Annotated in this window: 13 protein-coding genes and 1 pseudogene; all 14 read left to right on the top strand. The window is 35.1% G+C overall.

The window, feature by feature from the left end:
* Positions 1–757 (top strand): TDP-N-acetylfucosamine:lipid II N-acetylfucosaminyltransferase family protein (locus ADICYQ_RS23540; RefSeq protein ID WP_235114875.1); only part of this gene is annotated, 757 nt, incomplete at its 5' end.
* 23 nt (positions 758–780) lie between these two features.
* Positions 781–1,278: a glycosyltransferase family 4 protein gene (locus ADICYQ_RS23535; protein WP_020889397.1), complete on the top strand. Its 498-nt coding sequence runs from the start codon at positions 781–783 to the stop codon at positions 1,276–1,278.
* Positions 1,227–1,886: pseudogene (locus ADICYQ_RS29140) on the top strand (glycosyltransferase). Before ADICYQ_RS23535 ends, ADICYQ_RS29140 begins: the two are co-directional and overlap by 52 nt.
* Positions 1,883–3,001: a glycosyltransferase gene (locus ADICYQ_RS23520; RefSeq protein ID WP_020889394.1), complete on the top strand. Its 1,119-nt coding sequence runs from the start codon at positions 1,883–1,885 to the stop codon at positions 2,999–3,001. The pseudogene ADICYQ_RS29140 and the gene ADICYQ_RS23520 overlap by 4 nt, the downstream one beginning before the upstream one ends.
* 210 nt (positions 3,002–3,211) lie before the next feature.
* The gene (locus ADICYQ_RS23515; RefSeq protein ID WP_020889393.1) at positions 3,212–4,150 is read left to right on the top strand and encodes a hypothetical protein; all 939 of its coding nucleotides are present in this window, start codon (positions 3,212–3,214) and stop codon (positions 4,148–4,150) included.
* Between the two features lie 120 nt (positions 4,151–4,270).
* Complete coding sequence (locus ADICYQ_RS23510; RefSeq protein WP_040417885.1) at positions 4,271–5,341, top strand: glycosyltransferase family 4 protein; 1,071 nt, start codon at positions 4,271–4,273, stop codon at positions 5,339–5,341.
* A 49-nt stretch (positions 5,342–5,390) separates the two neighbouring features.
* Positions 5,391–6,581 (top strand): glycosyltransferase family protein, encoded by a 1,191-nt coding sequence (locus ADICYQ_RS23505; protein WP_020889391.1) that lies wholly within the window; start codon positions 5,391–5,393, stop codon positions 6,579–6,581.
* Positions 6,582–6,701: 120 nt separating this feature from the next.
* A complete protein-coding gene (locus ADICYQ_RS23500) occupies positions 6,702–7,757 on the top strand; it encodes a hypothetical protein (RefSeq protein ID WP_040417881.1) in 1,056 nt (351 codons plus the stop codon).
* Complete coding sequence (locus tag ADICYQ_RS23495) at positions 7,754–8,722, top strand: polysaccharide deacetylase family protein (protein WP_020889389.1); 969 nt, start codon at positions 7,754–7,756, stop codon at positions 8,720–8,722. Before ADICYQ_RS23500 ends, ADICYQ_RS23495 begins: the two co-directional genes overlap by 4 nt.
* Before the next feature lie 348 nt (positions 8,723–9,070).
* On the top strand, positions 9,071–9,370 hold the full coding sequence (locus tag ADICYQ_RS23490; protein WP_020889388.1) for a hypothetical protein: 300 nt from the start codon (positions 9,071–9,073) through the stop codon (positions 9,368–9,370).
* 86 nt (positions 9,371–9,456) lie between these two features.
* Positions 9,457–9,819, top strand: coding sequence for a methylglyoxal synthase (locus ADICYQ_RS23485; protein WP_020889387.1), 363 nt, complete (start codon positions 9,457–9,459; stop codon positions 9,817–9,819).
* Positions 9,820–9,843: 24 nt separating this feature from the next.
* The gene (gene pfkA / locus ADICYQ_RS23480) at positions 9,844–10,836 is read left to right on the top strand and encodes a 6-phosphofructokinase (RefSeq protein WP_020889386.1); all 993 of its coding nucleotides are present in this window, start codon (positions 9,844–9,846) and stop codon (positions 10,834–10,836) included.
* Positions 10,837–11,223: 387 nt separating this feature from the next.
* The gene (locus ADICYQ_RS23475; protein WP_040417879.1) at positions 11,224–12,606 is read left to right on the top strand and encodes a mandelate racemase/muconate lactonizing enzyme family protein; all 1,383 of its coding nucleotides are present in this window, start codon (positions 11,224–11,226) and stop codon (positions 12,604–12,606) included.
* Positions 12,607–12,842: 236 nt separating this feature from the next.
* Complete coding sequence (locus tag ADICYQ_RS23470) at positions 12,843–13,211, top strand: phage holin family protein (RefSeq protein WP_040417877.1); 369 nt, start codon at positions 12,843–12,845, stop codon at positions 13,209–13,211.
* Positions 13,212–13,250 lie beyond the last annotated feature (39 nt).

Raw genomic sequence — 13,250 nt, 5'->3', positions numbered from 1 at the left:
GAATTATTTTATTCATTTAATGGGCATTACTTTTAAACGCATAGCTTTGACTTTTTATCAAAAGATATTCTTTTTAATTAAAGTTATGCCTGCACTTAAAACTTTGAATTATTTTGCACCAATTATACCTAACGAATTTTCAATTATTAAAGACAAGTATCCTTCTTTAAAATTTGATTATTTAGACTTTACTTTTGGTGATGTTAGTTTTCTTATTCAAAATAGTAATTTTCAAAATGGTGAGAATATTCTATTAGGAAATAGTGCCACTTTTTCCTGTAATCATTTAGATATATTAGAATCCATTAATCATTTAAAATTTTCAAATAAAATTGTAATTCCTCTTAGTTACGGCAATGGTAAATATAGGGACTTTCTAATTGATTATATTCCTAAAAATTACAATAATCTAAATTTTGAAATTCTCGGGAAATTCCTTCCCTTAAATGAGTACAACCAAATACTTAATCAATGTGGTTTCGCTATCATGCCTCATTTACGTCAACAAGGAATGGGTAATATTTATTCATTATTGTATTCAGGAACCAAATTATTTCTATTTAAAAAGAATCCAGTATATAATTTTTTGAAAGATATGGGTGTTTATTTTCACTCTATAGAGGAATTAATGTCCAACACTCGACTTTTAGAGTCCCCTTTAACACAAGATGAAATGGAGAAAAATCGAATAATTATTAATATCCATTATTCCAAAGAAAAGTCATTTGATAGGATTCAAAAGATTATTAACCTTTGAAAATTTGTAGAATAGTCAGTCAATTGAATTTTGGAGGAGTTGAACAAAGACTGAAATTAACCTCTAGCTTTTTCATTGACAATACCGATCATGAATTAATCATTCTTGTTTTAGGAAATGGTGGAAAGGTTTGTCGAGAAATTGAGTTTATGGGTATTTATGTAAAAGTATTAAATGAAAAGGTTAAAATTCCAAATGTTAAATTGATTTCTAAGATATGTAAATTTTTGCGGTTTCATAATCCCGACGTCATTCATACTTCTGGTGCTGAGGCCAATTTTCATGGGTTATTTGCTGGTTTTTTGGTTCAAATACCTGTTAGAATTGGTGAGGAAATTGGTTTTCCTAATCATGGATTTATTTTCCGTAAAATTTTCAAGTTTACTTATATTAGTTCTCACCAAGTAATTGCTATTTCCAAAGCGGTTGCAAAGCGATTAATTGAATTAAAGGAGGTGAATAATAAAAAATTACGCTTATTTATAATCCTGTTTCTATTTCTAATTATGACAAGGATTTAATTAATGAAGATTTATCTAGTAAGTTTTTATTGAAACCATTAAATAGCACAATATTTGTTACAACTTGCCGACTTGTCCCAATCAAAAATATTCAACTTTTAATCCAGGTTTTTCATAAATTCTTAAATGTTCAAGGCAACGGAAATTCTGTTCTTTGGATTATTGGCGAAGGACCTGAAAGGGATGAATTAGTAAAATTAGCTGAACAGTATGAAATTTCTGAAAAGGTTGTGTTTTTGGTTTTATAAAAATGTCATCCCTTTTTAATGAAATCCGATATTTTTATTTTACCCTCTTTGTCTGAAGGGTTTTCAATATCTTTGGTTGAGGCCATGCTTTGTGGTTTACCCGTTATTTCTACCCAAATAGGAGGACCTTCAGAAATTATTACTTCTGAAAAAAATGGATTTTTGTTTGATCCAAAAGATGGTTCCCAATTACTTTTTTTAATGCAGCTGGTTTGTCATATGACGCAAGAGAATAAGGATAGATTAAAGAAAAATGCAATTGAAAGAGGTTCTGATTTTACAGTTTCAAAATATGGAAATAGTTTATTGAAACTATATTTTAAATTACATCCTTGTCCAGTTAAGCAAAAGAAATTTTGAAAAGAATAAAAATATTGCATTGCATTGAAACAATTTCATCTGGTGGGGTAGAGGTATTGCGTCTAGGCTTTGCAAGACATTATAATAAAGATCGTTTTGATTTACGGATTGTCTGTACCAATGCAAAAGGGCCGATTAAATCTGCTTTAGAAAAAGAAGGTATTCAGGTATATCAGGTTGGGTCTTTTAAAAGTCCTTTTGAAATTGGGAAATATAGAAAGGTATTAACCGTTATTAAGGAGTACTCCCCAGATATTATCCATGGAGCGGTTTTTGAAGGTATGTGTATGGCAAGTATCTGTGGTTTTCTTGGGAAAGTTCCAGTTATCATTTTAGAGGAAACTTCAGATCCTCAAATACGATCCCTTAAGGCCATTTGGCTTCAAAGGCAATTAGCAAAATTAGCGGACCTTGTTATTGGTATTTCTCCTTCGGTTACTCAGTATTTGATAAAGAAAGCAAGAATACCTGCCGACAAGGTGTACCTGCTAAATAATGCAGTTGATAACCAGAATTTTATATCTAAAGGGGGAAATTTTAAAAGGGAGGATATCGGCCTTAGTGGGTCAGATTACATATTGGGTTCGGTGGGACGGGTACATGACCATGTTAAAAAGTATTCTGATATTATAAAGGCAATAAAAATCCTGAACTATTCTCATATAAAGTTTTTACTGATTGGCGATGGACCAGATCTAGTTTATTTGAAAGGTCTTGCTTTAGAGTTGGGTATTGAAAAACAATTCATATCGTTAGGGTTTAAAGAGGATACAGCAACCTACTATAAGCTAATGGACTGCTTCTGTATTCCAAGTGCCCAAGAGGGATTTGGATTGGTAGCCGTTGAAGCTATGTTCCATCAATTGCCAGTTATTGCAACTGCAGTAGGTGGATTGAAAGATGTAGTTCAAAATGAGGTAACTGGTATTTTGGTTCCTCCATCCGATCCTCAAAGCATCGCAAATAGCATAAATTTTTTATTTAATAATCCTGAAAGTAGTTTGAATATGGGGAAAGAAGGTTATTTAAGGGCTTTAAAATTGTATGGTATTGGAACTTACACCAGTTCGCTTGAGAAGCTTTATCTTACTCTTTTAACAAAAAATGTTAATTAATATAAGAATTTGTTAGACGTTTTCATCATATTATTACTGCTAATATTGATATATAAATCCAATATTACTTTTAGTTCAAAATACAATCTGCCCAAAAAATATTTGTTCCATTTACATTACCTTTTTGTTTATCATATTATTTTTAGTCTGGTTTATGGTTGGTATATTTTAAATTTTGGAGGTGATTCACATGGTTATTGGTTATTAACCATGGAACAAGTGAAAATATTGGATCCCACCTGGATGAAATATTTTGGAGAGGGAACAACCTTTATACTTTGGTTAACCTACTTTCCCAGTAAGATACTTGGATTATCTTATACTACTGGAAATCTTTTGTTTGGTTTTTTGGGATTTATTGGAATCCGTTATATTTTCCTATTGGTCTATAATTACTTCCCGACTAATCATGATATTTTAGGGATTCCACTTTTTCCTACGGTTTTTTATATAAGCAATTTACACTTTTGGACTTCAGGTGTAGGTAAAGATTCCATAACTTTTTGGGCCATTTCCTGGTTTTTATTTTCCATACAGCAATACAAAGAAAAATGGTGGCAAGCTACCATTGCCTTCTTTTTTGTTTATATGGCTAGACCACATATGGGGCAGGCCCTTATAGGAGGGGCAGCGGTTGCCATTCTGATGGGGACTGATATTAAAAGATCCTATAAATTTGGTTTGGCAACATTGGCAGTTATCGGCTCCATCTTCATGAGCTCTTATACCTTGGACGCACTTAAATTGGAAGATTTTGATTTGGCAACTTTGGAAGCTTTTTCTTCAAGTAAATCAGGAAATTTAAATACAGTTAACGTTGGGTCTGGTGTAAATATTTCTTCCTATTCAATTCCTATGAAATTATTTACTTATCTATTTAGACCTTTGTTCTTTGATGCCCATAATATTGTTAGTTTTATCAGTTCTTTTGAGAACTTACTTTATTTGTGGTTAAGTCTCTTTATTTATAAAAACTGGTCCGTTGAAGCTTTGAGGGATATGCCCCTATTCTTGAAAGCGGCCATGGTGACTTTTATTCCGGTGACTTTTGCCTTTATGAATGCTTTAAGCAACTTGGGAATAGCTATGCGCATGAAAAACATGCTTATGATTTATTTTTACTTTTTGTTTGTATTTAATTGTACATAAAAAATATACGCTTCATCTAAGAAGTTTGGACAGAAAAAAATTCTTTCAGCGAAGACAAGCAATTATTGATGCGAAAAAGAAAAATGTTGAATAAGTTGATAATGGCTAGGCTATTTTAAATTGAGTAAAAAGAAACTTTTATTTCTCCCGAAATACCCCAGAAAAGGAGCAAGTAGTCGTCTGAGGACTTTTCAGTTTTTACCGCTGTGGGAAAAGGAAGGATATGCTGTTTCTGTTATTCCATTTTTCACAGAGGAGTATCTGTATAAAATTTATAGTCACCAGTCTCCTGGTTATCTTCATGTGCTGAAGTGTTATTTCCGGAGATTTTTCGTTCTTTTTACGGTCAGGAAATATGATTTGATAATTATTGAAAAGGAAATTTTTCCTTATTTACCGGCATTTGCTGAATGGTTTCTATCCAAAGTGAATAGGTACTGGGTAGATTATGATGATGCTGTTTTTCATAATTATGATCAAAAAGACAATTTTATGGTAAATCTATTAATGCCTAAAAAAATTGATCATGTAATGAAAATGGCTGATATGGTAATTGCTGGCAATACTTACCTAAAAACCAGGGCTGAATTGGCTGGAGCCCGAAAAATAGAGGTTTTCCCTACAGTTATTGATCCTATAAAATACAAGGCAAGGAATTCAGTTGAAAGCAAAATCATCACAATTGGGTGGATTGGCTCTCCAAGTACGCTAAAATACCTGGATCCAATGGTGCCGATTTTAAATTGGCTCCATGAGCATTATTCAATAAAGTTTTTGTTGGTAAACGGAACCAGTAAAATTAAATTTAAAGGTGATCTTGAATCAATAATCTGGACAGAAGAAGGTGAGGTGGATGCAATATTAAAAATGGATATTGGCATCATGCCTTTGCCAGATAATCCTTGGGAAAGGGGTAAATGTGCCTATAAACTAATTCAATACATGGCCTGTGGCCTACCTGTGGTTGCTTCACCGATAGGAATGAATAATGATGTTGTAATTCATGGGGAAAATGGTTTTTTGGCCAATTCAAATGAAGAATGGATCAGTGCTTTGGGAAAGTTAATTCAGGATCCTAAATTAAGGAAGGGTTTTGGGGAAGCGGGAAGAAAGAAAGTATTAAAGGAGTTTACCTTGGAAGGGAATTTTGAAAGATATAAAAAATTGGTTGACCAAGAATCGACCAAATAAAAACTGTTTTAAAAACGCCTGCTATAATTTTTTTATGAATACCTCCTCAATGAAAATTCTATTTATTTCCTGGGATTCTGACCAAACCAATTATCTTGAAAATCTTTTTTTTCCGATCTTTAAAGGACTGGAAGAGAGATTGGATTGCCAGTTTTATGTCCTTCAATTTTCCTGGGCCAATGCTACTGAAGTTGAAAGAATTTCAAGCTTAGCAATTCAATTGAACATTACATACGAACACCATCTCGTATGTCGTAAACCACATCCTGTTATTGGAAGTATACTGACAACCATAAAAGGGCAAAAAGCCATTAAAAAGTTAGTCAAGAGCTATGGGATTACACACTTAATGCCACGATCTACCATGCCGGCTATGATGGTTAACCCAATTTTAGGATGGCTTAAAGCACGTGATATTAAAACAATCTTTGACGCTGATGGATTTCCATTACAAGAAAGAGTAGATTATGCAGGTTTAAAACAAAACAGTTTGCAGTATAAGTGGTTTAAACATGTTGAAAATAAATTATTACAGCAATCGACCGTTGTATTAGTCCGCTCCGATTTAGCAAAACAAATTCATTTGAAAAACATCGGATTTCAATTCAATAATAAAATTTTTAAAGTAAGTAATGGTCGCAATAAAGCCTTTTTCAAACCCGATTTGGTATTAAGGGAGAGGATCAGGAAGGAACTTTCAATAATGCCATCAACTGTTCTTTGGTTGTATTCCGGTAGTTTGGGGCCACAGTACCTTTTAGACGAAATGTTGCATTTGTTTGAGACCTATCACAATCGGAATAGAGACAGCAAATTTCTTTTTCTTATTAGAAATGAATCGGGTGTAAGATCCGCTGTTCCTGATCATTTGGTGACAGATGTTATAGTTAAATCTGTAGATTACAATTTACTTCCAGCCTATTATGCAGCCGCAGACTTTGGGGTTAGTCTGAGGAAGCGTGCTCCCAGCCTTGCTGGAATAGCTCCCATTAAAGTTAGTGAATATTTACTTTCTGGCTTGCCGATTTTGTTATCTGGTGGGATAGGTGATCTGGAGGAGTCAATTGGTCGCGAAAGTTTTTGCTTTATGCACCATGATTATGAAGAAGACAGCTTTTTTAATTGGTTGACTGCAGCGAAAAATATTTCCAGGGATGAAATTCGGTCCAAAGCCATCCCTATATTTGATTTAGAAAATAGCCTAAAGGAATATGAGTTGGCTATTAAGGCTACTAACTAGTAATCTGATTGGTACAAGACATCGCTTTTATAGGGTTTTTATTAATAGCTTTTTTTTAATTAATAAAAATGGGCTAAGTCTCGTGCTTATTCAGCGTTACAAGTCAAATGGTTATTTGCTTTGTGGGTTTACCACCTGGCGATTTGCCTTGTTTTTTACCGTTATATTATAATATATGGTGGAGATAGTTGGAGGTATTGGAACATTCCTCTAATCGGAGAGGGTACATCTTATCATTGGTTGAACTACTTTGGTACTGGGACTTACTTCATGTATTGGATCAATTATCCTTTGTCTCAAATAGCAGGATTGGGATATTTGTCAGGAACCTTGCTTTATGGTTCTCTTTCTTATATTGGTTTTTTATTGGCTTTTGATTTATTGAATTCAACCTTTGCCAAATCCACTAAGAAATACATCCCACATGTTGCGTTATTAATTTTATTTTTACCAAATGTTCATTTCTGGACTGCAGGAGTTGGAAAAGAGGCTATGTTATGGCTGGGATTAATGTTGGTGCTGCTGGGCGTTCAACAATTTCCTAATAAAATCATTTTTATAGGCATTGGCCTTTTGTTAACCCTTATGGTTAGGCCTATTCAGGGTTTGGTATTGACTATTTCAGCATTGATGGTGCTACCTTTTCATAAAACCTTAATTCCCTACCGTAAGAAAATAATTCCTATTGCTATTTTTTTAATCTTCTCAATATTTGCCTATCGCTTCATCCTGGGAAGTCTAGTTTATGGTTTTAACTTAAAATGGATAGGTGATATTTTGGAATGGCAAAACCAATACCTTGCTTCATTTGGTGGAGCAAGCTCTATAAATATGAATGATTATAATTGGGTTGAAAAGTTTAGTACAATCCTTTTTAGGCCTTTTATTTGGGAAGTTAAAGACTTTTGGACATTCGCAGCTGGAGTAGAAAATATTTTTATACTGGCTTTTTCTATTCTTGGATTTTGGAGCTTATATCAGTTAAAGTTCCAATTTAAAATACCTTTGTATCTTTGGACAGTACTGGTATATGGGATACTTTTATCCTTCCTATTTAGTCTTACCTTAAATAATTTAGGCATCATTATGAGAATGAAGAGTATTTACTTTCCTTTTTTTAGTATTATTGCGCTTCATTTATATTATGAAGTAGCCAAGGTAAAGCTAGAGAAATGAATCGTCCAACTTTAGTTATCTCATTAGATTTTGAACTTCACTGGGGTCGGTTTGATAAAGTTTCTCTTCAGAATTGGGAAACTTACTATCAGATCACAAGAGAGGTGGTTCCTAAATTACTTTCTTTATTTAGCCAATATGAAGTTGAAGTAACATGGGCTACTGTAGGGATGTTAATGGCGGAGAGCCCCGATGAATGGTTACATTATTGCCCCACATCAAAGCCAGAATATAAGGACCCAAGACTGTCTGCCTATAATTGGTTTAATGAAGGACCTAAAAATAAAAGTTGCCTATTTGCACCAGAATTGGTTCAAAATATTCTTGAAACCCCTGGTCAGGAATTAGGCAGTCATACTTTTTCACATTATTACACAATGGAAAAAGGGCATCTTGATCATGTCTTCCGAGAAGATTTGTCGGCATCCAAGAAGATTGCTCATGAAAAGTATGGAGTAGACCTTACTTCCCTTGTTTTTCCTAGAAATCAATACAATTCAAATGCTATACAGGTCGCAAGAGATTTGGGATTTACCGCAGTTAGGACAAATCCTGTAGATTGGTTTTGGAAAACCCCTGAAAAAAGAGAATTACTAAAAAAAATCTGGAGGACTTCGGATTCAGTGCTTTCCTTAGGCAAAAAAACATCTTATCAGCTTGAAAAAGAAATTGTCTCCAATCCTATTTCACTTCCCGCATCACGTTTTTTGAGACCTTTCCATCCAAAGTTAGGTAGATTCAATAAATTAAAAATTGACCGTATAATCAACGAAATTACTACTGCTGCCAAAAACAATGAAGTTTATCATATTTGGTGGCACCCCCACAATCATGGTCACTATCCCGACCAAAGCTTAAATGAAGTGAAACAAATTCTGGAACATTTTTCTGCCTGCAGAGACCAATATGGAATGCAGGCCCAATCCATGAAAGGCATCGCTCATAGCTTAATTCCATCCCATTGATATAGTATAAATTTTTTGCGAACTTTTTAATTATTTAACTATATTTTCTTCGAAATTTGGTAAATTAAAATCTCAACTTGAGTCAGTAAAATCATTGTAATACTTGTAAGTAATGTAGATTATGAGAAAATAATTAAGCATTGCTTTTTCGGTTTATTTATAGGCTCTTGCCTTATGAATTAATCACAGAATTAAATGTCTTTGATTTTTCAAAACTAATACCCTTTCACCGAGTACTACGGGTGGGCTATTACAATTTCTAATTCATAATATGTGTTTAATTAAGCTTATAATTTGTAGGCTTGACTAATATGTATTTATTTTGGCCATCTTTAAAAACAAAGCACTATGAACCTATCAGCATTCAAGACAAGTATCCAAAAAGGTCAAATTCCAGAGGATTTGACTGTGTATTTGCATGCATTGTGGTTGGATGGCAATGGCGACTGGAATAAGGCCCATGCACTAATAGATCAAATGGAAGATGCTGATGCAGCATTTTTGCATGCTTATCTTCACAGGAAGGAAGGAGATTTGGGAAATGCTTCCTATTGGTACAATAGGGCAGGTAAAACAAGACCAAACATAGGCTTAGATGAAGAATGGGAGCAGATGGTTTTGTATTTTTTGGAAAAAAAGGCTAAATAAAGAAGATTAATTTTTTGACGGGTAAACTTTTGTTCGTCTTTTTTTTGTTATTCGCATAATAGAAGCATTCAAATTAGAATTAAAGAATGAAAATAGCATTAATTGCCCACGATGGGAAAAAAGCAGATATGGTTCATTTTATTGGTGGATCAAAAAAAGCGCTGGAAGGAATTACACTTGTTGCCACAGGTACAACGGGATCACATATTGAGAAAGCAGGTTTCGTAGTTGAAAAATTGCTTTCTGGGCCTTTAGGTGGTGATGCACAAATCGGTGCAATGGTGGCACAAAAAGAGTTGGATATGGTGATTTTCTTTAGAGATCCTTTAGGAAAGCATCCCCATGAACCAGATGTTCAAATGTTAATGAGAATTTGTGATGTTCACAATATTCCTTTGGCCACCAACCTAGCCGGGGCTGAGCTAATGATAAAATATTTCGATAGATAAGCGACGAATTCATAGAATAGTAACATGCAAGACCAACCTATCAACATAAAAAAAATTGGAGTACTAACCTCAGGTGGTGATGCTCCAGGGATGAATGCAGCCATTCGTGCCGTGGTACGAGCAGGATTTTATTATAATTTAGAAGTTTATGGTATTTACCGTGGCTATGAAGGTATGATCAATAACGATATCCGGAAGTTGGATAGCCGATCAATTGCTCATGTGCTGGAAAGGGGAGGTACCTTTTTAAAATCTGCGAGAAGTGTGGAATTTCGCACGCCTGAAGGTAGGAAGAAAGCTTACGAAAACCTCAAAAGCCATGGCATTGATGCTTTGGTGGTGATAGGTGGGGATGGCTCGCTTACAGGCGCTCACTTGTTTTACAAAGAGTTTGGGATTCCTGCTGTTGGTCTTCCAGGAACCATAGATAATGATTTGTTTGGAACTGATTTAACAATCGGTTTTGATACTGCCTGTAATACTGCGATCCAAGCAATCGACAAGATTAGGGATACTGCCACCTCTCATGACCGATTGTTCTTCGTAGAAGTAATGGGTAGAGATGCTGGGTTTATCGCCATCAATTCAGGTATAGGTAGCGCAGCAGCAGCTATTTTGATTCCCGAAAAGAAATTCCCTGTTGAGAAATTAATTGACAGACTAAAATTCAGGGAAAAGGCAAAAAAAGAGAGTAATATCGTTATTGTAGCCGAAGGAGGAAAAAGTGGTGGAGCGCAAGAGATTGCAGAGAAGGTGAAAAAAATCTTACCATCCTATGATATCAAAGTGACTATTTTAGGGCACCTCCAACGTGGTGGAGCACCTTCGTCTTTTGACCGCATTTTGTCCAGTAAATTAGGCGTATCTGCCGTTGAAGGGCTTCTACAAGGGAAGTATGATGTGATGGTAGGTATTATAAATAATAAAATTGTCTTTACCCCTATAAAAAGGGCTATTATCGATGATAAAAAGGTTGATGAAGAGGATTTGCGAATTGCGGGGATACTATCTACCTGATTTTAAGTTTATTATATTGTTTAAGCGCCCTTAAGTTAAAATCGTCTTTTCTATTTTAATTGTAGGATAAATAAATATTAGCGATTGAATGATACTAAAATGGCTTATTAAGTAAATTAAATATCTAGCGTAAGTTATTATTGATACACCTTGTAGTACAGGTTTTTATAAGTTAAAACAGCCACTGAATTTTCAGTGGCTGTTTTGGTAGGAGGAAATTTTCATTTTCTATCATTTTTTAGGCATATTGTAAGTTAATATGTAATTATATTTAAACAATACCCAAAATTAACTTATCAAATATGAAAAAAAAGTACCCAACACCTACAGCAACGGTATCATGATGAGAAAAGTGCTAAAATAGGCAGTCCTGAACAGTCTCAGTCATTGTTTGAAGAACCTAAAAATGAGAGACGGTCGTTCTTTAAGAAAGCTGCTTTAGGTGGGTTGAGTTTAGGGGGAATGATGGCTTTACCCATAGAAGATACCCTAGCGCACACCACCTCTAAAGTGAATCGTTCATCCAATCCCTCCGACTTAAGGATTACGGATATGCGCATTGCCCAATATGGCAATGTTCCCCTACTTAAAATCTATACCAATCAGGGTATTCATGGCTTGGGAGATGTAAGGGATGGTGCTGATAAGCGTTATGCGCTGATGTTAAAGAGTAGGATTTTGGGAGAGAATCCCTGTAATATTGAAAAGATATTTAAAAGTATAGAACAGTTTGGCTGGCATGGTAGACAAGGAGGTGGTGTTTCAGGTGTAGAAATGGCCCTTTGGGACCTTGCAGGTAAAGCTTACGGCGTTCCTTTGTATCAATTATTGGGCGGTAAATTTAGGGATAAGGTTAGGATTTATGTGGATACTCCTACAGTACAAGACCCAGACGAATTTGCCAATAAGATGAAAGGTAGGGTTGACATGGGGTACACCATGTTGAAAATGGATATTGGAATAGGCCTGATCAAGGATCAGAAAGATACTTTGACCAATAAATCACCATGGGGCCCAATGAGAGGTTGGTCTGACAAAGATGTAATGAGTTATACCCAAACGCCTCATCAGTTTACGCATGTTCAAATTACCCCCAAAGGATTGGAAAAAATGGTGGAATATGCAGCAAAGGTTCGGGAAAAGGTAGGCTTTGAGATACCTTTAGCAATCGACCACTTTGGCCATATGGGATACAATGAGATGATTAAATTGGCCAAGGCATTTGAACCCTATAATATTGCCTGGCTGGAGGATTTGATACCATGGCAAAATACTGAACAATGGAAAAGAATCACAGAATCCATATCTACGCCCACACTTACAGGTGAAGATGCATATCACAAGAAGAACTTTAAGGACCTCATAGAGACGCGAGCTGTAGATTTGGTTCACCCTGATCCGGGAAGTGCTGGGGGTTATCTTCAAACCAAAAAAATTGGGGATTATGCTGAAGAATTCCAAATTGGAATGGCACTTCATCATGCAGCTTCACCCATTACATTTATGGGGACAGTACATGCGGCTGCGGCAACCTATAATTTCATTGGGCTTGAGCACCATTCAGTGGACAACCCCTGGTGGGAAGATTTAGTTACTGGCGTTGATAAACCATTTGTGAAAGATGGATACGTAACGGTGCCTGAATCACCTGGAATAGGTTTGGAACTTAATGAAGATGAAGTTAAAAAAAGGTTAAGAGAAGGAGAAAAGTTTTTTGCACCCACTGACGATTGGAATGAAATAAAATCGTGGGACAGAACGTGGAGCTAAGACCATAAATAACAACCCGGTAAATTTTACCGGGTTGCTTTTATTTAAGTCATTTGGTTTTTTAATCTCAAATAAGTTTTGCTAAACTTGTATAAAGAAAATTGCTTGTGGATACAATCGTAAACCGTCGACTTTGTTGGGTTTAGTTACTGCTATGTAGTTTGTTGGTATTGAGGTTTTTGAACCGTATAGTACTTGTTTTTAAAAAGTTAAATTTAAATAGTTGATAAAGTAAAATGAGATCAAACCAAATTCTTTCAATACTCTTACAATTGGCCGTTGCTGGTCTGGTAATTATTTTCACGGCCTATTTACTTCCAGGGATAATAGTTGAGGATTTTTTTACAGGGGTTCTAATCGCAGCCCTATTGGCTTTGTTGAATGTTACCGTTAAACCAATCTTGATATTTTTCACAATCCCAATTACTATACTTACTTTAGGCTTGTTTTTATTGGTCATTAACGCCTTAATGGTGATGCTTGCAGCCGATATTGTAAGTGGATTTTCAGTGGGGAACTTCTGGTGGGCACTTCTATTCAGTTTGGTGCTTTCCCTTGTGAATTCTATTCTAGGAATTTCCTTAGGGAGTCGCTTAGGAAAGTGAATTTTAATTACCTCTTGAATTTGCATTAACAAATAATAA

The organism is Cyclobacterium qasimii M12-11B (assembly GCF_000427295.1).
Taxonomy (GTDB): Bacteria; Bacteroidota; Bacteroidia; order Cytophagales; family Cyclobacteriaceae; genus Cyclobacterium; species Cyclobacterium qasimii.
This window is presented reverse-complemented; position numbering and strand designations above follow the sequence as displayed.

Coding starts and splice junctions, on each gene's coding strand:
- ADICYQ_RS23485 (WP_020889387.1), top strand. CDS start 9,457: ATGAAAATAGCATTAATTGCCCACGATGGGAAAAAAGCAGATATGGTT.
- ADICYQ_RS23515 (WP_020889393.1), top strand. CDS start 3,212: ATGGAACAAGTGAAAATATTGGATCCCACCTGGATGAAATATTTTGGA.
- ADICYQ_RS23490 (WP_020889388.1), top strand. CDS start 9,071: ATGAACCTATCAGCATTCAAGACAAGTATCCAAAAAGGTCAAATTCCA.
- ADICYQ_RS23470 (WP_040417877.1), top strand. CDS start 12,843: ATGAGATCAAACCAAATTCTTTCAATACTCTTACAATTGGCCGTTGCT.
- pfkA (WP_020889386.1), top strand. CDS start 9,844: ATGCAAGACCAACCTATCAACATAAAAAAAATTGGAGTACTAACCTCA.
- ADICYQ_RS23495 (WP_020889389.1), top strand. CDS start 7,754: ATGAATCGTCCAACTTTAGTTATCTCATTAGATTTTGAACTTCACTGG.
- ADICYQ_RS23505 (WP_020889391.1), top strand. CDS start 5,391: ATGAAAATTCTATTTATTTCCTGGGATTCTGACCAAACCAATTATCTT.